The sequence below is a fragment of the Saccharopolyspora galaxeae genome (assembly GCF_016526145.1).
GTDB lineage: Bacteria > Actinomycetota > Actinomycetes > Mycobacteriales > Pseudonocardiaceae > Saccharopolyspora_C > Saccharopolyspora_C galaxeae.
Genome location: NZ_JADDUE010000003.1, coordinates 293,758 through 312,169 on the forward strand (window position 1 = coordinate 293,758; position 18,412 = coordinate 312,169).

The 18,412-nt window shown below is 69.9% G+C and carries 16 protein-coding genes; 7 read left to right on the plus strand and 9 right to left on the minus strand.

The window, feature by feature from the left end; genetic code table 11:
- Window positions 1-18: 18 nt before the first annotated feature.
- Window positions 19-2,721, minus strand: coding sequence for an MMPL family transporter (locus INP57_RS09035; RefSeq protein ID WP_200069652.1), 2,703 nt, complete (start codon window positions 2,719-2,721; stop codon window positions 19-21).
- 200 nt (window positions 2,722-2,921) lie between these two features.
- Here INP57_RS09035 and INP57_RS09040 point away from each other — a divergent pair, with 200 nt between their 5' ends.
- Window positions 2,922-3,608, plus strand: a complete 687-nt coding sequence (locus INP57_RS09040; protein ID WP_200069653.1) for a TetR/AcrR family transcriptional regulator — start codon at window positions 2,922-2,924, stop codon at window positions 3,606-3,608.
- A 242-nt stretch (window positions 3,609-3,850) separates the two neighbouring features.
- Window positions 3,851-4,282: an OsmC family protein gene (locus tag INP57_RS09045; RefSeq protein WP_200069654.1), complete on the plus strand. Its 432-nt coding sequence runs from the start codon at window positions 3,851-3,853 to the stop codon at window positions 4,280-4,282.
- Between the two features lie 78 nt (window positions 4,283-4,360).
- Here INP57_RS09045 and INP57_RS09050 read toward each other — a convergent pair whose 3' ends face one another.
- The 5 genes from INP57_RS09050 to INP57_RS09070 all read right to left on the minus strand — a co-directional run bounded on the left by INP57_RS09050 (window position 4,361) and on the right by INP57_RS09070 (window position 10,047).
- Window positions 4,361-5,800 (minus strand): condensation domain-containing protein, encoded by a 1,440-nt coding sequence (locus INP57_RS09050; RefSeq protein WP_233627261.1) that lies wholly within the window; start codon window positions 5,798-5,800, stop codon window positions 4,361-4,363.
- 20 nt (window positions 5,801-5,820) lie between these two features.
- Window positions 5,821-7,296, minus strand: coding sequence for a condensation domain-containing protein (locus INP57_RS09055; protein WP_200069656.1), 1,476 nt, complete (start codon window positions 7,294-7,296; stop codon window positions 5,821-5,823).
- A gap of 437 nt (window positions 7,297-7,733) precedes the next feature.
- The gene (locus INP57_RS09060) at window positions 7,734-8,198 is read right to left on the minus strand and encodes an Lrp/AsnC family transcriptional regulator (protein ID WP_307849973.1); all 465 of its coding nucleotides are present in this window, start codon (window positions 8,196-8,198) and stop codon (window positions 7,734-7,736) included.
- Window positions 8,195-9,343 carry a M24 family metallopeptidase gene (locus tag INP57_RS09065; protein ID WP_200069657.1) on the minus strand — a complete coding sequence of 383 codons (1,149 nt, stop codon included), beginning with the start codon at window positions 9,341-9,343 and terminating at the stop codon, window positions 8,195-8,197. The genes INP57_RS09060 and INP57_RS09065 overlap by 4 nt, the downstream gene beginning before the upstream one ends.
- A gap of 389 nt (window positions 9,344-9,732) precedes the next feature.
- On the minus strand, window positions 9,733-10,047 hold the full coding sequence (locus tag INP57_RS09070) for a hypothetical protein (protein ID WP_200069658.1): 315 nt from the start codon (window positions 10,045-10,047) through the stop codon (window positions 9,733-9,735).
- Between the two features lie 322 nt (window positions 10,048-10,369).
- Here INP57_RS09070 and INP57_RS09075 point away from each other — a divergent pair, with 322 nt between their 5' ends.
- The 5 genes from INP57_RS09075 to INP57_RS09095 all read left to right on the plus strand — a co-directional run bounded on the left by INP57_RS09075 (window position 10,370) and on the right by INP57_RS09095 (window position 13,543).
- Window positions 10,370-11,284, plus strand: coding sequence for a helix-turn-helix domain-containing protein (locus tag INP57_RS09075; protein WP_307849974.1), 915 nt, complete (start codon window positions 10,370-10,372; stop codon window positions 11,282-11,284).
- Window positions 11,277-11,453, plus strand: coding sequence for a DUF397 domain-containing protein (locus INP57_RS09080; RefSeq protein WP_200069659.1), 177 nt, complete (start codon window positions 11,277-11,279; stop codon window positions 11,451-11,453). Before INP57_RS09075 ends, INP57_RS09080 begins: the two co-directional genes overlap by 8 nt.
- 92 nt (window positions 11,454-11,545) lie before the next feature.
- Window positions 11,546-11,722 (plus strand): DUF397 domain-containing protein, encoded by a 177-nt coding sequence (locus tag INP57_RS09085; RefSeq protein WP_200069660.1) that lies wholly within the window; start codon window positions 11,546-11,548, stop codon window positions 11,720-11,722.
- Window positions 11,723-11,787: 65 nt separating this feature from the next.
- Window positions 11,788-12,699, plus strand: a complete 912-nt coding sequence (locus INP57_RS09090; RefSeq protein ID WP_200069905.1) for a 5'-3' exonuclease — start codon at window positions 11,788-11,790, stop codon at window positions 12,697-12,699.
- A 196-nt stretch (window positions 12,700-12,895) separates the two neighbouring features.
- Complete coding sequence (locus INP57_RS09095) at window positions 12,896-13,543, plus strand: hypothetical protein (protein WP_200069661.1); 648 nt, start codon at window positions 12,896-12,898, stop codon at window positions 13,541-13,543.
- 24 nt (window positions 13,544-13,567) lie between these two features.
- Here the strand turns inward: INP57_RS09095 and INP57_RS09100 are convergent, their stop codons facing one another.
- From INP57_RS09100 to INP57_RS09110, 3 genes are all read right to left on the minus strand, one after another.
- Window positions 13,568-14,785, minus strand: a complete 1,218-nt coding sequence (locus tag INP57_RS09100) for a GNAT family N-acetyltransferase (protein WP_200069662.1) — start codon at window positions 14,783-14,785, stop codon at window positions 13,568-13,570.
- 49 nt (window positions 14,786-14,834) lie between these two features.
- Complete coding sequence (locus tag INP57_RS09105) at window positions 14,835-15,260, minus strand: DUF4333 domain-containing protein (protein WP_200069663.1); 426 nt, start codon at window positions 15,258-15,260, stop codon at window positions 14,835-14,837.
- A 96-nt stretch (window positions 15,261-15,356) separates the two neighbouring features.
- Window positions 15,357-18,278: a DEAD/DEAH box helicase gene (locus INP57_RS09110; protein ID WP_307849975.1), complete on the minus strand. Its 2,922-nt coding sequence runs from the start codon at window positions 18,276-18,278 to the stop codon at window positions 15,357-15,359.
- Window positions 18,279-18,412 lie beyond the last annotated feature (134 nt).

Sequence of the window (18,412 nt, forward strand, 5' to 3'; positions counted from 1 at the left end):
CTTTCTAGCGGTCGCGGCTTACCGGGTCGCGCCGGAGAGCACGTTGGGCATGGCTTCGGCGTCGTCTCGCAGTTCGGTCATCGAGCCGATCCCGGGCAGAATGTCGCGCACGTCCGCCAGGCCGGTCGTTCCTGCCAGCACCGTGGGACGGGAACCGGTCAGCAACTCCCGGATCTCCAGGCGCGCCGCGGGGTCGGAGACCCGGTCGGTGCGGTCCAGCACCAGCACGGCGGGATCCTCGGCGAGCGCGCTGCGCACCGACTCCGCACCGCCTTCGCCGACGTCGACGTAGGCGACCCGCGAGCGCACCGACGATGCACGGGCGGGCAGCACGTAGCCGAGGACCTTCAACCTGCCGCCGTCGGCCTTCAACCGGCCGGACAGCGTCAGCAGCAACGCGCTGATCGCGGACTCGTGCGTGCCGCGCACGACGTGGATTCCCTGGCGCGGCAACAGGAAACCGACGTCCTGGTAGATCGGGTCACCGCCGGACGGGTCGGCCATCCGCAGCCCTTCGCAGGCGATCGCCTCGTCGGAGCCGGGGCTGGGCCAGTCGGCCAGCTCGATCTCCTCGCGCAGGTTCTCGCCTTCCACGTCGAACGAGGGCAGCACCCGGTCCAGCTTGCGCGGCATCCACCACGCCCGGTCGCCCAGCAGCGCCAGCACCGCGGGCACCAGCGTCATGCGCACGATGAACGCGTCGACGAACACGCCGACGGCGAGCCCGAGCGCGATCGGCTTCAGGTTCGCATCGCCCTCCGGCACGAACGCGATGAACACCGCGAACATGATCACCGCGGCGGCGGTGACGACCTTCGCCGAGGAAACGAATCCTCTGTGGACGGACCCGCGCGCGTCGCGGGTGTGCACGAATTCCTCGCGCATTCGGGTGACCAGGAAGACCTCGTAGTCCATGGCCAGCCCGAACAGCACGCCCATCAGCACGATCGGCATGAAGCTGATCACCGGTCCGGCACGGGTGACGCCGAAGAATTCGGCCAGCCAGCCGTGCTGGAACACCAGCGCGACGATGCCCAGCGAGGACCCGATGCTGAGCAAGTATCCCAGCGTCGCCTTGATCGGCACCGCGATGGAGCGGAACACCATCGTCAGCAGGATCAGCGACAGCCCGACCACGACCACGGCAAACGGCAGCAGCGCCTCACCGAGCTTGGCCGAGACGTCGATGCCGACCGCGGTGAACCCGGTGACCGAGAGGTTCACCCCGTAGGTCTCCTGGAAGTGCGGCCGCAGCGAGCGGAGCTCGTCGACGAGCTGCTTGGTCTGCTCGGAATCCGGCGCGCCTTCCGGGACCACCTGCACGATGCCGGTGTCGGCGGTCGGGTTCGGGGTGGCCATCGGCACGTCGGCCACGCCGGGCAGCCGCTCGATCTCGCCCTTGAGGTCGTTCATCAGCCCGAGCGGGTCGTTGCTGGTGACGATGTTGCCGGTGACGATCAGCGGGCCGTTGAAGCCCTTCGGGAAGTGTTCGGCGATTCGCTCGTAGGTGACCCGGGCCGGGTCTTCCTTCGGCAGCGCCCCGGAGTCGGGCAGTGCCAGCCGCAGCCCGGCCGCTGGCAACGTGGCCATCCCGAGCGCCCCGATCACGAGCACCACGGTGACGATCGGGAAGCGGGTCACCGCGCGCACCCAGCCGCTGAAGAACCGCTCGCCGAACGGGCGCTTGGCGCGCTTTTTCGGTTCCCGCGCCTTGATCCGGTTGCGCGCGAAGCCCAGCAGCGCGGGCATCAGCGTCACCGACACCAGCACCGCGATGCCGACGCCGACCGCGGCCGCGATGCCCATCGTGGTCAGGAACGGGATGCCCGCCACGCCGAGCCCGACCAGCGCGATCATCACGGTGAGCCCGGCGAAGATGACCGCCGAACCCGCGGTGGCCGTGGAGCGCGCCGCGGCTTCCTGCGGCGATACGCCCTCGGCCAGTTCTTGCTGGTGTCTGGACACGATGAACAGCGCGTAGTCAATGCCCACGGCCAGGCCGAGCATCAGCGACAGCAGCGGGGTGGTCGCGTTGATCGTCCAAATCGCCGTGGCCAGGAAGATCAGCGCGGTGGAGATCCCCACCCCTAGCAGTGCGTTGATCAGCGGCATCCCTGCCGCCAGGAACGAGCCGAGGGTGATCACGAGCACCACGATCGCGATCACCAGGCCGAGCGCTTCGACGATGCTCAGGCCCGGGATCTCGGTGGAGAACAACGGACCGCCGTGCGAGGCCTGCGCACCTTCCGGCAGCCGGTCCTGCAGGTCGGCGGCGATCTGGGCGATGCGGTCCTTGGTGGGCTGCCCGATCGATTGGGTCTGGCCTTCGAGCTGGGCCATGATGATGCCGGCTTGGCCGTCGTCGCTGATCGAACCGCCCAGGTCCTCCTGGTACGGCGAGATCACCGAGGCGACGCCGTCCATGTTCTCGAGTTCGCGGACGGTCTTGTCGATCTCGGCGTGCACGGCCGGATCGCGCACGCCTTGCGGCGCGACCGTGAGGACCTGCGCCGAGGCGCCGCTGGTCTGCGGGAAAGTCACCGACAGCCGCTCGAGGGCGTTCTGCGCCTCGGTGCCCGGGATGCTGACGTTGTTGTCCAGGCCCTGGTTCATCAGGCCCGCACCGCCTCCCGCGATGGCCAGCACCAGCAGCCAGATCAGCAGGACGGTCTTGCGGGCGGCGAATGCTCGGCGACCGACTGAGTAGAGGAACGACGACACGCCAGACTCCCTGTCACCGGACGTACCGGACGGGTCTATGCCACTAACGGACGAAGGACACGGATACGGCGCTGTATCCGATACAGCAGCGTATCCGATACCATCGACCGTCCCCACCCGGGTGCAAGTCCAAGGTCGAAACTGCTGGTATAGATCCCGGTCCTGGGTCATCCTGGTCCGGCGTCGAGGAGGAAGTCCGCGTGAACACGAGCAAGGCCGCCGGGGCGCCGGAAGGCGGCGCACGGGAGACCGCGCGCCGGGCCAAGACGCGGGAACGGCTCATCGACGCCGCCTACCGGCAGTTCTGCGAGCACGGCATCAACGGCACCTCCATCGAGGCCATCTGCGACGACGCCGGGTTCACCCGCGGCGCGTTCTACTCCAACTTCGCCAGCAAGGAGGAGCTGTTCTTCGCACTGGCCGACCGGGAGAACCGGATGCGGCTGGAGACGCTGCGCGAACGGTTCGACGACGCGGTCGCCGCGCTCGGCGGAACCGGCGGCAAGCCCGATCCGGCGCGGATCGAAGGGGTGATCGCCGACATCCTGGCGGTGCAGCCGGAGAACCGGCAGTGGTCGCTGCTCAACAGCGAATTCCGGCTGCTGGCGATGCGCGATCCGCAGGTCGCGCCGCGCTTCCTGGAGAGTTCGCAGGCGTTCCAGCACGAGCTGGCGTCGATAGTCGACGCCGCGCTCGGCTCGGTGGGGCTGCGCTTCCTGATCGATCCGCTGCACCTGACCCGGCTGCTGCTGGACCAGTTCGAGTCCGCGATGCAGGAGGCGATCCTCTCCGGTGCGCAGGACGCCGAGAAGGCCGCGCGGGACACCATCATGCAGACGCTGCCGCCGTTGATTCACAGCCTCACCGAGGTGCGTCCGGCGGATTGACCCGGATCCGGTCCGCTCGGATTCCGGTGACCGTAGATCATTCGTAGCCGGGGCCGCCCGCGGCCGGTCCGGTGCGCGATGAGATTCCGCACGGCATGATCAAGGAAGCTTTGCCAGGCTCGGGGTGTTCCCGGCAGTGCGGCCGATCCCGGCCGTTCCGGGAAGACCCCGCCGTTCCGGGAAGACCCGGCCGCCCCGGGAGGACCCGGCACCCGACGCAGTCGACGACAAGGAGAACTGCCATGGCCGATCGCAACGCCACGACCACTTGGAACGGCGACCTGGGCTCTGGGTCGGGCCTGGTGACGCTGGATTCCTCGAACGCGGGCCAGTTCCCGGTCTCGTTCGCGACGCGCGCGGAGGACCCGGCCGGGCAGACCAGCCCGGAGGAGCTGATCGCGGCCGCGCACTCCTCCTGCTTCAGCATGCAGCTTTCCGGCGTGCTCGGGGAATCCGGGCTCACCCCGGAGCGGATCGACGCCAGCGCGGAGGTCACCCTCGGCAAGTCCGGCGGCGGGTTCGCCATCACCGGCATCGCGCTGACCGTGCGCGCCAACGTTCCCGGCGCCGACGAGGACACCTTCCAGCAGGCCGCGCAGAAGGCCAAGGAGATCTGCCCGGTCTCGGCCGCGCTGACCGGCACCACGATCACCTTGGACGCAGCGCTGGGCTGAGCCCGCGCCGCACGGAAAAAGTCCCTTGTGGATCGTCCACAAGGGACTTTTCGCGTTTTCCCCGGTGATCGGGGAAAGTCAGCCCGGTGACGCCGGTTCGGGCCGCGCGTGCTCGCGGCGCAGTTCGTGATCCCCGTGCTCGACGACCCGGTGCAGCACCGAACGCACCCGCTCCGAGTAGCGGCCGACGTTCTCGGCGGCCACCTGGGTGTCCGGATGGCTGACCAGCAGGCAGGTCCACTCCCGCGCCCGGTTGACCCAGAGCATCACGTCGGTCTCTTCGCGCGGGCCGCCGAGGACCTGCGCGTCCGCACGCTGCCAATCCTCGTGGCCGCGAATCCGCCGCCCATCCATGAACGACGTCATCGGCAGCACCGTCTGTTCGATGCCGTCCAGCGAGAGCCGCGAGCCGAGGTGCTGCATCAGCTTGATCATCGGCACGTCCGCGATGCCGCGCGCCCGGGCGAACGCCTGCTCGGCCTGGAGCAGCACTTCGCCGAAGGTGCGCGAACCGGTCAGCTCGAAGTGGATCGGGACCAGGTTGATGAACCACCCGTGCGCGGCCGCCCAGCGCGGCTCGTCGCGGGTGTGCACCGGAGTCAGCGTCCGGTACGTCTCCTCCCCGGCCAGCTCGGCCGAAGCGATGGCCAGCGCCACGAACAGGCCTGCCGCGAAACCACCGCCGTGCTCCCGGCAACGGCGCCCGAACACGTTGGCCTGCCGGGGGTCGAACAACTCGTACTCGGTCAGCCGGGAGGTCGCTGCCTCGCCGTCGGCCAGCCCGAGCGACAGCGGGAATCCCGCGGGCTTTTTCCCGCCGCTGAGCCAGAAATCGCTCCACAGCTCGACGGCGGCGGTCAGCGACCGCTCCGGGATCTCGGCGGCTCGTTCCCGCGCGGCGAATTCCGCGTGGTCGCCGACCTCCGGCAGTCCGGGGTCAACTCCGGTGATCTCCTGCTCGTAGAGCCGCCGCAGCTCGTCGAACACCAGGACCATCGAATATCCGTCGGTGTGCCCGTGATCCACTGCGAAGTACACAGTGGACGATTCTGCGCGCAGCACCGCGCCGAGCACGAACGGCGGCCAGTGCAGCGCTTTCGCCGCGTCGTCGAACCGGTTCAGCAGGTGCTCGCGGATTTCGGGGCCGGTGTGCTCGCCCAGTTCGACGGGCGCGAATTCCACGTCGTCACCAGCGATCGCGTACCGACGCAGCTCGCCGTCGGCATCCGGCTCGAACCACGTCAGCATCGTGCCGTGCCTGCGCACCCATTGCCGCCAGGCCGCCGCCATCGCGTCCGGGTCGATCCTGCCCGGCAGCTCGAAAGACGTGCCCAGCCAGGAAGAATGCGCCACCCCCGCGGCATCGTTGGCCACCTCCCGGCGCAAGTGGCTCTCCTGGATGGGCGAAGCCGGTGCGGGATGTTCCGCGCGCTGCTGCACGGCCACCTCGGTGCGAGTGGTCGGCCGCCATTCTACGAGCAGGCCGGGTTCCGGCTCCTGCTGCGAGAGTTCGTTCATCCGCACGGAGCTGACTCCTTTCAGCTGGTTCGGGACACGGCGTCCGGCGCGGACTCGCGTTCCGGTGCGGACTCCGTCCACATTGGAGGGATGGTGGTGGCGAGACCGGCGACGGCCACCGCGCGCAGCAGCCGCCGGATCTGGTGCACGTAGTCGTCGAGCACCGCCGCTGCCGCCGCGGTGCCGGGAAAGCGGCACGTCACGTCGATGCCGTTGTGGTTGCGGTTGACCCAGAGGTAAACCTCGTCCGCCGAAGTGGCGGGCGCGTGCAGCGCTTGCGCGTTCCAGTCGTCCCAGTTGCACGCGCCTGGACTGGCGCGCATGTCCATGTAGGACAGCACGAAGCGCGGCACGAGCTCGGTCCCGAGCAGTTCGGAGACCTTCGGCAGCGGAACCGCCGACAACGGCTTCGCCGTGCGCAACGCGTTGCCCGCGGTGGGCAGCATTTCGAGCACGTCGGCTCCGCCGGTGATGCTCTCGGGAGTGCGCAGCTGGATCGGTGCGACACCGACGAACCAGCCGACCGACTGCGCCCACCGCTGCGCGGAACGAGTGTGCAGCAGCAGCAACGTGCGGAACGTGGTCTGCTGCGACATCAGGTTCGCGACCGTGCCGAGGGTCGCCAGCACGCCGGAATACACGCTGCCGCCGTTGCGGCGGCACGAGGTCTCCAGCGCGTCGGCGCCCTCTTCGTCCAACAGCCGTCGGCAGAATCCGCGTTGCGGCCCCGAAAAACCGGACACCACGGGGTCCACCCGCAGGTCCGCGCCCGCCAGCGGCAGCGGGAAGCTCGGCAGCTCGCCTCCGCAGGAGGCGACGAAATCCGCCCACTCGCCCACGATCTCGTCGGAGCGCTCGAATCCATCGGTGAAAACCCGCTCTTCGGCGCAGAAATCGACGTAGCTGCCGACCTCGGCCAGCTCCGCGCCGCGCCCTTCGCGCTCGGCCGCGTAGAGCTCCTGAACCTCGTGCGCCGCCAGCAGGATCGAGTACCCGTCCACGTTCCCGTGATCGAACGCCATGCACAGCGTCACCGAGTCGGCGCGCGAGATCGTTGCGAACACGTAGGACGGCCAGCCGGTGGGGTCGGTGTGCGCGTTGAACATCGCGCGCAGCTCGGCGGTGATCTCCTCATCGGCATCGAAGTCGCCGATTTCCTTGCGGGACAACGAAAGCCGTCCCGGACCCCAGGTGCGACGCCGGAGCTCGCCAGCTTGATGGGTGAGTTCGCTGCGCAGCGACTCGTGCCGGTCCAGCCAGCGCAGCACGGCAGCACGAAGTGCGGTTTCGTCCAGCTCGCCCGGAAGATCGAACCCGACGGCCAGCCAACTCGGCTGGGCGGTCTCCGCGGCGGCGTGGTTGCGGAGGTGGTCCTCCTGCAGGTGCGACGGCGGGCGGTCGTCGTCCCGCGGCCGGGCCGCTGCGGCAGGCACGACGGTCCACCGCGTCATCGCGCCCGGTCGAACCTGGTAGTCCGCGATCTCCGTGAACTTCATGCCACCCACTCGCAATTCGACGGCACCGATTCCCACCGCGTCGGCTCAATGCGTCGCCAGGCCGATGCGCGGATGGGGACCGCGATAATGCCGCAAACCGAATCCATTGCAGCCCCCGGGACACTTATGCGCCTGTGCACTGGGAAAACGACGATTAAATCCACGAAGTGAAACTTTGCACTGGCGCTCGCGCATACCACGAACGAGTGACGAAAAGTGGTGTCAATACAATTGTTCAGCGATCAAGGGAATTTTTGCCCCAGCTTGCCAATTCGATCGCAAGAACAGCCGGAAACTCGCTCAAATCGGACGAATAACACCGCAATACGCGCAGGCACGAAAAGAGCGGACCGCTCGCCCGTTCTTGCCGGGCCAACGGTCCGCTCCCTTGGTTTCCGCCCCGCCTCCAGGGCTCAGTCCACTACGGCCAGTGGCGCTCAGATCTGCGGCGGGCGGTGTTCGTACGGTGTGGACAGCACGACGGTCGTGCGGGTGGAGACCTTCGCGCACTCCCGGATCTGGCGCAGCAGATCCTCCAGCCCCAGCGGGGATTCCACCCGCACCTGCAGGATGTAGGACTCGTCGCCCGCCACCGAGTAGCAGGACTCGATCTGCGGCAGGTGCTCCAGCCGCTGCGGGTAATCGTCCGGCGCCGCGGGATCTATCGGGGTCAGCGAGATGAACGCGGTCATCGGCAGCCCGATCTGCTCACCGTCCACTTTGGCCACATAGCCCTGCAGCGCGCCGCGCTGCTCCAGCCGCCGGACCCGCTGGTGCACGGCGGACACGCTCAGGCCCACCCGTTCGGCGAGATCGGTGAAGCTGCACCGGCCGTCGTGCACGAGTTCGCGCAGGATCGCCCGGTCGGTCGCTTCCAGCTCGCCAGTGTTGCGGTCGTTCACGCGGGTAGCACCACCAGCTCGTGCGGTTGTTCGTTGACGCTGTCCACCCCGTCCTCGGTGACGATCACGATGTCCTCGATCCGGGCGCCCCAGCGGCCTTCCTGGTAGATGCCGGGCTCGATGCTGAAAGCCATGCCCGGCTCCAGTTCGAGGCGGTTCCCGGCGACCACGTACGGCTCCTCGTGCACGTCGAGGCCGATGCCGTGCCCGGTGCGGTGGATGAACTCCCGCCCGAACCCGGCGGCTGCGATCGGTTCCCGCGCGGCCGCGTCGATCGACTCCGCGGTGGCGCCGGGACGCACCGCTTGCACCGCGGCCTGCTGGGCCGCCTGCAACACCGCGTAGGTGTCGCGCACGTCCGGCTGCGACGGTTCCCCCACCGCGTAGGTGCGGGTGCAGTCCGAGTTGTAGCCCGACGGGATCGGCCCGCCGATGTCGACGACCACCACGTCGCCGCGCTCGATCACGCGGTCCGACAGCGCGTGGTGCGGGCTCGCGCCGTTCGCGGCGGAACCGACGATGACGAAGTCGGCCTCGGTGTGGCCCTCCTCGACGATGGCGGCGGCGATGTCCGCACCCACCTGCGCCTCGGTGCGCCCCGCGGTGAGGAACTCGGCCATCCGCGCGTGCACGCGGTCGATCGCCGCGCCCGCGGTGCGCAGCGCCTCCACCTCGGACGGGTCCTTGCGCATCCGCAGCTCGCGCAGCACCGGACCGGCCAGCGCCTGCTCGCCGCCGACCGCGGCTTGCAGCGGCAAGGCGTGCAGCGCGGGCATCACATCGGCGACCCCGACCCGCGAGGGCTGGCGCTCGCGCCGCAGCAGGTCCGCGACCAGCGCGTGCGGGTCCTCGCCGTCGACCCAGGTCACCACCTCGACGCCGAGGTCGTCAGCGGGCACGTCGTGGTAGCCGGGCGCTTCCAGCTTCGGCAGCACCAGCACCGGCGCGGCTTCGGAACCGGCCGCGGGCAGCACCAGCGTGCTCAGCCGCTCGAACGATTCCCCGCGGACTCCCAGCAGGTATTGCAGATCCGAACCGGGCGTGATCAGCAGGGCGTCCAGGTTCGCGTCCGCGGCGGTGGCCGCGGCGCGGTCCAGCCTGGCGGAGAGCACCGCGGGATCCTGCTTGAGCGAGACAGTGGCCATGGCCGCCAAGCCTAACCACGCCGACCCCGGACGCCAGGGCGGTGGTTCGCCTCGTTCCGCCGGGAACCGGCCGGTGACGAGGAGTCGTTCCGGTGCCCGGGCGACCGGCACCGCTTCGCGGAACCTGCTGCGGGAAGCCCCGGGTGCTTGATCTTCGTCGGGTCGGCGGCGGAGGTTCCGCCACCCGGGCGCTCCCGCGAACAAGCCCGAACCCGGGTCCGAGGAAACCGGGGCGGGAGAGGGAGAGCACCCCCGCCCCGGCCCTCTGCACCCGGCCGGCGTCGCGGTCCGGGGCCGCGTTCGTCCGGCCGGGCAAGGCCCGGCCACCGGTCGGGGTGCGGTGGCGGGCCGGCTCGAGCTGCCGGGATTGATCAGGCTGCCGAGGTCGGTCAGCCGCAAGCCGCGGGTTCGGGCGGCCACACGAGTTCGTCGTCCGGCGGTGCGATCTCGTCGTCCGCGGTCAGGCAGGACGTGCACACGGACCGCTGCTCCCCCTCCAGCAGCGGTCCGCGCTGCGGCGAACCGGTCAGCACCCGGTCCACCTGGCCGCACAGCGGGTAGCCGCACTTCGCGACGAGGACCGGGCCCCACTCATCGCGCGAGACCAGATGCCACCGGGACCCCCGCACCGGTGCCATCCACGCCCATTCGATCCCCTCAGCGGACACGCCGCCCGCGCCCGCGGCGGCATCTTGGATGTCCATGCGTCCGACTCTATGAGCGTGCACGGGCCGGGAGTGACAATCATCTGACAACGCTCGGGCGTGGCGCGGGGCGGCGCCCGCGGTGCCCTTCGGGCACCTGCACCGCGTTGGGACGGCATCAGGATGGTGGTGCCCGAATCGCGAGCCGGGAATATTCATCATTGCTCCTCCGCGCTGAATTCAGTCATGTGACGTGAGTTTTCCGCCAGGGCGGTGCTCGAACGCCGGAACCATGCCGGTATGGTTTTACCGACGTTCGCCGGAACTGTTTGCTCGATCAGCATGACTGTCAGCGCCGCGGCAACACCAATGCTGCGTTCGCGTGATCATCGGCCCGCGCATCGGTGCCGCTATCGGCGCTGCCCGGAGAAACGGAATCAACATGAACAGAACCGCAGGTACGCCCCGGGCGAGGGCGCTGTCCGCCGCATTGCGGGAAACCCGCCGCGCGAGCGGAGTCGGGTTGCGCGCACTCTCCCGTCAACTGGAACTTTCGCACACCCAATTGTCACATTGGGAGAACGGCAGCCGGGTGCCGAGCATCGAGACCGTCGCCATGATCCTCGCCGCGCTGCGGGTGCCGTCCGGCGACCGGGAACGCATCCTCGACCTCGCCCGCAACACCACCGAACCGAACTGGCTCACCGTCGGGCTCGCCGGGATCCCGCAACAACTCGCCGGAGCCATCGAGAGCGAGCGGGCGGCATCGGCGATGTCCCAGTGGTCCCCGATGATGGTTCCCGGACTGCTGCAAACACCCGATTTCACGCGCGCCATGATGTGGGATGGCACGCTGCCTCCGGAGGAGGAGGACATCCGGCTGATGGTTCGGTCCGGTCGCAGCGAAGTCCTCACTCGTAGTGATCCACTGCGGTTCGAGGCCATCGTCAGCGAGGTCGTGCTGCGGCAGAACATTGCCACTCCGCGGGTCATGGCCGAGCAGTTCGGCCACCTGATCGAGATGAGCGAACGCCCGAACATCACAATCCGTCTGGTTCCACTTGAGACCGGCTACCACCCCGGGCTGTCCGGACCGTTCGTGCTCTACGATTTCCCGGCGGCGCCACCCGTGGTCCATTTTGAACATTTCAGTTCGGGAGCATTCGTACCTACCGAACACGACGTCAACGAGCACCGGCAGGCTCTCAAGGAAATCCGAAAACTTGCCTTTGATCAGTCGGAATCGCTAAGGTTCATCGAGCAGGCTCGCAATGATTGGGAGAGTCACGATGAGTGAACCGTACTGGCAGAAGTCCAGCTACACGCACCCCAACGGCGAATGCGTCGAACTGTCCGTCCCGCGCGGCCGAGTGCGCGACTCCAAAGACCCGAACGGACCAGTGCTACAGATCGACGTACCGACACTGCTCACCGCCGTCCGGCAGGGACGCTTCGACCGCCGGTGACCGCACACCGGGCCGGTGAGCAGCACACGACCCCGCCGCTCACCGGCCCCGGGCAGCCCCAACACCGCGAACGGCGAGCAGGAGAGCCGAACATGAGCCAAATGCGCTGGCAGAAATCCAGCCGGTCCCACCCGAACAGCAACTGCGTCGAACTGTCCATTCCGCGCGGCCGAGTGCGCGACTCCAAGGACCCAGAAGGCCCGACGCTGCCCGTCGATGTCCCGACGCTGCTCACCGCCATCCGGCAGGGGCGCTTCGACGCACCGTGAGCGCTGCGGGCTCCGGGGCGGCTGTCGGGGCGGCGTGACAGGGTGAGGTCGTGACGGGATCTCTCATGCTGATCGACGCCGCCGGGCTGTGGTTCCGGTCGTACTACGCGCTGCCGGAGTCGTTGACAGCGCCGGACGGGACGCCGGTGAACTCGGTGCGCGGGTTCTGCGACATGCTCGCCAAGCTCATCACCGAGCGGCGGCCGACGCGGCTCGTCGCCTGCCTGGACAACGACTGGCGGCCGCAGTTCCGCGTGGACGCGCTGCCGACCTACAAGACGCACCGGGTCGCCGAGGAAGATCCCGACGCCGAGGACGTTCCGGACACGCTCAGCCCGCAGATCCCGGTGATCCTCGACGTGCTCGACGCGCTCGGCATCGCCACCGCCGAAGCCGAGGGCTACGAGGCCGATGACGTGATCGGAGTGCTCGCCGAGCGGGAACGCACCGACCCCGTCGAAGTCGTCACCGGCGACCGCGACCTGTTCCAGCTGGTGCGGCCGGAGCCCGCGCCGGTGCGGGTGATCTACGTCGGCGGCGGGCTGGCGAAGGCGCAGAACTACGGCCCGGCCGAACTCGCCGAGCGCTACGCGCTCGATCCTTCCCGGGCCGGGGACGCCTACGCGGAAATGGCGGTGCTGCGCGGCGATCCGTCCGACGGCCTGCCCGGTGTCGCGGGCATCGGCGAGAAGACCGCCGCCAAGCTGATCACCGAATTCGGTTCGCTCGCCGCGCTGCTTTCCGCCGCCGAAGCCGGGGACAAGCGGCTGACCCCGCGAGTGCGCGGCAAACTCGCCGATTCCGCCGAATACCTGGCCGCGGCCCCGTCCGTGGTCCGCGTGGTCCGCGACGCCCCGGTCGTCCTCGACCGCCCCGACCCGCTCCCGAAATCCGCGGCCGACCCGGACCGCCTGACCGAACTCGACCGCGCCTGGAACCTCGGCGGGCCGCTGGAACGCCTCACCGCCGCTTTCTGATCCGCCGGGGCTGCACGAGCATTCGCCGGAGCGGTCCCGGCCGGAACGGATCAGCACGAGGGATTTCCCCGCTGCTCGGCGAGCGCTGCTCGCAACGTCCCGGCGAACACCCGGATTCCGGCGATTATCGCCTCGTCTTCGCGGCCACCCGAAAAAGGAGTGGTGAGCAGTCGGCGCGCACCGAAGAGGAGATCGCATGTCCACGCCCGGGTTCGATCCGGAAACCGTCGATGAAATCGGATGCCCGGTCTGGATCAGCGAACTCGCCCACGACGATCCGAACCACCTCGTGCACGTGGTCCGCGACCTCGAACCGGCGCGCGCGCTGGAACTGCTGGGGGCCGATCGGCAGTCGATCTCCTCTTGCGAACTGCCCGCCGAACGCCCCGACGAGCACACGTCGCTGCCCGGAGCCGCCATCGCGCCGCTGAACCCGACGGCGGTGCTGCTGGCCGGGCGAGTCGGCGACTGGACCTTCGTCTACGACGACCTCGGCCACACCCTCGGCTTCTTGAGGACCGCGGACCCGGACCTGGAAACCGCGCAAGTGCTCTCCGGCGAAGGCGCAGCAGCGGCGACCGGCTACGTCACGATCACCGGACAGGCCGGTTTCGTCTACGCCGTCGGCGGCGAGCTGCTCACCAACGCGAGCGCGGTGTTCGAGTTGAGCGATCTCCCCGAGGACGCCCCGGCCGAAATCCGCGCCGCCTTCGAATCGGCGGGATCCTGCGATCCCGAGCTCGACGACTACCTCGGCATCCGCGCGGTCTGCGCGCTGGCGGGGCTGCCCTGCGGACTGGAAGCCATCCGGGAGCTCCCGCTGCTGGTCGCACCGCTGGACTGAGGTGAACCGACCGCGTGGCGCGGATCAGAACTGGGTGCCGCACCAAGGCGGGCGCGCCGTGGCGAACAGCGCGTCCGCGGGGGCCAGGGCCGCGGGGTCGTGCACCTGGATGCGGTTCGCGGCGGCGAGGGTGGAAGGGGCTACCTCGCCCAGGTAGATCGAGCCGAGAGCGTCCGCGTCGAGCGTGATCTGTGCGGGTTCGTCGCAGGGCACGGCGTCGTCGGAGGTGATCCGGTAGTTTCCGGCGTTCTCCGGCAGCACCGCGTCCCGCACCTCGATGATCACCGGTTCGGCCGCGCCGTAAGTGCGCTCGGCCAGCGCGTGCGGCACATCCACCAGCCGCACCCACAGATCGTCGTCGACCCGGGTTACCTGGCAGGCGCGCGAATCCGCCAGCCACCACGACAGCGCCTCGTCCATCGGGCGGTCCGGGGCGATCACGTCGGTCACCAGGTCCAGGCCGAGCAGGAAGCGCCACAGCGAAGCCTCCGCGGCGGTGTCGGCCGCGTGCAGGTCGACGACCTTCGCGGTGATCGAACCGTTGCCGAAGACGTGGTCGGTCTTCTCCGTCTCGTAGAGCACGAAACCGTCGTCGCCGTCCGGGCCGGAATGCACCGCGACGAACATGCCGCCGCCGTTGTCGACGGTGTCGGCCAGCCGCGTCGTCCACCAGCCCTCGCTGCGCGCCATCATCCCGTGCCGCGCATTGCCGATCCGCGCGTACGTCTCCGGCAGCAGCTTCTCCGCCGTCGCACCGTCGAGCAGGCGCACGTTGCCGTCACCGGGCGCATCGGGGCGCAGGACCGCGTCTGCACGGCGCAGCGCCACGCGCTGGCTGCGGCTGGCCATGCCGTAGCCGAAGCGCGGGTAGATCGCGGTCTCCGAAGCGTGCAGCATCGCCAGCCGCTCCCCGCGCCGCTTGGTGTCCGCCAGCTGCGCGTCCATCAAGCCGCGCAGCAAGCCCCGGCGGGTCCGGTCCGCGCGCACGCCAACACCGGTGACCGCGGCCGACGGCAGCACCGCACCGCCCGGCACCACCAGCGTGGAAGGCAACGACATCGCGGTGCCGCTGAGTTCGCCGTCGACGAACCCGCCGAACACCCGCCCCGGCTCGTAGCGGGTGGAGGAACGCTGCCAGCGCTCCTCCGACGGGCGCTGGCCGTGCTGCAACGATGCGACGAACAGATCGAGCGCCGGGCGGAATTCGGAATCGGCCAGCGGCCGGACGTTGACCTCGCTCACCCCATGCATCTTGCCCGCGAGAAAGCGATCCGTCGAACGGATTTCCGGCTCAGCGCGGATAGCCGACCTCGTACACCCCGGAGGAATCGCGGACCGTCACCGGCACCGACTTGCGCTCGCCGCCGAGATCGACCTGGCACTCGAAGCTGCTGCCCGGATCGGCGACCTGCCCCGCCGGGCAGCGCACCGATTGCACGGCGCCGAGACGGTAAGACGTGCGCAACGTCTGCTGCACGCCCTGCTGCACGCTCGTCGCGTCCAGCTCGGGACGCACCAGCAGCCCGGGCGAAACGAACCCGACGAACGCGACGGCCGCGGCCACCACCAGCAGCACCAGCGCGCCGATCAACCACGGCAACTTGCCGGAACGGCGCCGCGGTCCCGCGGGACCGGGTTCACCGCGGTAGCCGGTCGGCGGACGTTGCGCAGCTGTGCCCCGTTGCGGGGCACCGGGCGGGCCGTAGGGGCCGGTCATGAATACCTCCGGACGAAATGCTCAGGCGGGCGAGAACGGTGCGACCCCCGCAACACCGCGCCCGCGAATCCAATCACAGCGCCCGGACGCCGATGATCACACCGCCCCGGCGGCCACCACACCGCGGCGGATCGCGGTGACCGCCTTCGCCGCGGCCGAACCGACCGGGTCGGACTTGCCCGCGACCTTGGCGACCTGGTCCAGCAGGTCGATCACCTGGCGGCACCAGCGCACGAAATCACCGGCGGAAAGCTCGTGCCCGGTCGACGCGGCGGCGGTGAGCACCCGCTCCAGCGACTCGCCGCGGGCCCAGCGGAACACCGGCCACGCGAAGCCCGGGTCCGGTTCGCGGGTGCGGTCGAGCTTGTGCCTGCGCTCGTCGTCCTCCAGCTCGGCCCACAACCGCCACGTCGCGGCCAGCGCGTCGGACACGTCGCCGGATGGCACCGCGGGCGCCATCGGGCCTTCCCGCCGCGACTCGTAGACCAGCGAGGACACCACCGCTGCCAGCTCCGGCGGCCCCAGCGAATCCCAGACGCCGACCCGCAGGCACTCCGCGGCCAGCAGATCCGACTCGCTGTAGAGGCGGGAGAGCCGGCGGCCGTGCTCGGTCACCGGCTTCTCCGGGTCGTCGACCGTCACGTAGTCGCGCTCGGACAGCAGCGCGATGATCCGGTCGAACGAGCGGGCCAGCGAATGCGTCGTGGTCGCGACCTTGCGGCGCAGGTTGTCGGTCTCGGAGCGGAGTCGCTCGTGCCGCTCGGCCCAGCGGGCGTGCTTCTCCCGGTCGTCGCAGCCGTGGCACGGGTGGGCCTTCAGCGCGCGGCGCAGGCTCGCCAGCTCCGCGTCGTCGCCCGAGTCGTCGCGCCGCTTGCCGCGCCCGCTGCGCGGGGCGATTCCGGTCTCGCGCAGCCCGGAAGCCAGGTCGCGGCGGGACTTCGGGGACCGGGTGTCGACGTGCTTGGGCAGCTTCATCCGGCCCAGCGCCTCCACCGGTGAGCTGAAGTCGGCCACCGACAACCGGCCCGACCAGCGGTCCTCGGTGAGCACCAGCGGGCGCGGCTCGCCCATCGGCTCCAGCCCGGGATCGATCACCACGGCCAGCCCGGCCCGGCGGCCGGACGGCACCTGGATCACGTCGCCCTTGCGCAGCTTCTCCAACGACTTCGCCGCCTCCGCGCGCCGCGACGCGCGGTTCTGCTTGGCCAGCGCCTTCTCCCGGTCGCTGATGCGGCGGCGCAGCGCGAAGTACTCGGCGAAGTCGCCGAGGTGGCACTCCATCGACTCGGCGTAGCCCTCCAGCGCTTCGGCGTTGCGCTCCACCCGGCGGGACATGCCGACCACCGAGCGGTCCGCCTGGAACTGCGCGAACGACTGCTCCAGCAGGTCCCGCGAGGCGTCCCGGCCGACGCGCTGCACCAGGTTCACCGCCATGTTGTAGCCGGGGCGGAACGACGAGCGCAGCGGGTACGTGCGGGTGGAAGCCAGACCCGCGACCTGCTTCGGGTCCACGCCCGGCTGCCAGATCACGACCGCGTGGCCCTCCACGTCGATGCCGCGGCGGCCCGCCCGGCCGGTGAGCTGGGTGTACTCGCCGGGGGTGAGGTCGACGTGCGACTCGCCGTTGAACTTGACCAGCCGCTCCAGCACCACCGTGCGGGCAGGCATGTTGATGCCCAGCGCGAGGGTCTCGGTGGCGAACACGGCCTTGACCAGGCCGCGCACGAACAGCTCCTCGACGGTCTCCTTGAACGCGGGCAGCAGGCCGGCGTGGTGGGCGGCGACACCGCGCTCCAGCGCGTCCCGCCACTCCCAGTAACCCAGCACCTCCAGGTCGGACTCCGGCAGCGAGGCGGTGTGCTCCTCGACCACCTCGCGGATCTCGTCCACCTCGTGCTCGGTGGTCAGCCGCAGGCCCGAGCGCACGCACTGGCTCACCGCGGCGTCGCAACCGGCGCGGCTGAAGATGAACACGATCGCGGGCAGCAGCCCGGCCGCGTCCAGGTTGGTCAGCACCTCCACCCGCGACGGGGTGAAGAACTTCGGCGGTTTCGGCCCCTTGCGCCGCCCCGGCGGGCCGCCGCGACCGCGGCCCGGCGGCATGTGCGTGCGGGCGAGTTCCTGGGTGTGCCGCAGCAGCCGCGGGTTCAGCTTCAGCTCGCGGTCCTCGGTCTCACCGCCGAACAGGTCGAACATCCGCGAGCCCACCAGCATGTGCTGCCACAGCGGCACCGGGCGGTGCTCGTCGACCACGACGCGGGTGTCGCCGCGGACCTCGACCAGCCACTCGCCGAACTCCTCGGCGTTGCTGACCGTCGCCGACAGGCTCGCCAGCTGCACCTGCTGCGGCAGGTGCAGGATCACTTCCTCCCACACCGCGCCGCGGAACCGGTCGGCGAGGTAGTGCACCTCGTCCATCACCACGTAGCCGAGCTGGTCGATGCCCTGGGAACTCGCGTAGAGCATGTTCCGCAGCACCTCGGTGGTCATCACCACCACCTGCGCGTCCCCGTTGATCGAGGTGTCGCCGGTCAGCAGCCCGACCGCGCCGGTGCCGTGGCGCTCGCAGAGGTCGGCGTACTTCTGGTTGGACAGCGCCTTGATCGGGGTGGTGTAGAAGCAGCGGCGGCCCTCGGCCAGCGCCAGGTGCACGGCGAACTCCCCGACCACCGTCTTGCCCGCGCCGGTCGGCGCGCACACCAGCGCGCCGTGCCCGGACTCCAGGGCCTGGCAGGCGGTGCGCTGGAACGGGTCCAGGTCGAAGGAGAGCTCGCCGGCGAACTCCGCGAACTTCGGGTGCGCGCTGCGGTGCCGGTGCGCCGAGTACGACTCGGCAGGCGACGCGGGGGTGTCCGGGTCGCGGGGCTGCGCGCCGACCGGCTGCGGGGAGTCCGCAGGGCTGCCCGGCTGCTGCGGTTGCGCCGGTTCCGGGTTCACCATCCTCGACTCCTCCCGGGTGCCGGAGGTGTCCGGGCTGGAGATGTTCGGCTGGTTCGGGTGCGAACGGCTTGCGGCCACACTTCCAGGTTTTCACATCGCCCCGGCGGTCGTCGCACACACGCCCGCAGAGCTGTTCGGCGAGCGGCGCCGGGCGGTCACCGTTGCCGCCCTGACCGGAGCACCGGCGAGGACGACGTCGGCGCTGCTCAACC

Excerpts from the sequence above, each read along its gene's own strand:
- INP57_RS09045 (WP_200069654.1), top strand. The coding sequence starts at position 3,851 with ATGGCCGATCGCAACGCCACGACCACTTGGAACGGCGACCTGGGCTCT.
- INP57_RS09050 (WP_233627261.1), bottom strand. The coding sequence starts at position 5,800 with ATGAACGAACTCTCGCAGCAGGAGCCGGAACCCGGCCTGCTCGTAGAA.
- INP57_RS09055 (WP_200069656.1), bottom strand. The coding sequence starts at position 7,296 with ATGAAGTTCACGGAGATCGCGGACTACCAGGTTCGACCGGGCGCGATG.
- INP57_RS09065 (WP_200069657.1), bottom strand. The coding sequence starts at position 9,343 with ATGGCCACTGTCTCGCTCAAGCAGGATCCCGCGGTGCTCTCCGCCAGG.
- INP57_RS09070 (WP_200069658.1), bottom strand. The coding sequence starts at position 10,047 with ATGGACATCCAAGATGCCGCCGCGGGCGCGGGCGGCGTGTCCGCTGAG.
- INP57_RS09080 (WP_200069659.1), top strand. The coding sequence starts at position 11,277 with ATGAGTGAACCGTACTGGCAGAAGTCCAGCTACACGCACCCCAACGGC.
- INP57_RS09085 (WP_200069660.1), top strand. The coding sequence starts at position 11,546 with ATGAGCCAAATGCGCTGGCAGAAATCCAGCCGGTCCCACCCGAACAGC.
- INP57_RS09090 (WP_200069905.1), top strand. The coding sequence starts at position 11,788 with ATGCTGATCGACGCCGCCGGGCTGTGGTTCCGGTCGTACTACGCGCTG.
- INP57_RS09095 (WP_200069661.1), top strand. The coding sequence starts at position 12,896 with ATGTCCACGCCCGGGTTCGATCCGGAAACCGTCGATGAAATCGGATGC.
- INP57_RS09105 (WP_200069663.1), bottom strand. The coding sequence starts at position 15,260 with ATGACCGGCCCCTACGGCCCGCCCGGTGCCCCGCAACGGGGCACAGCT.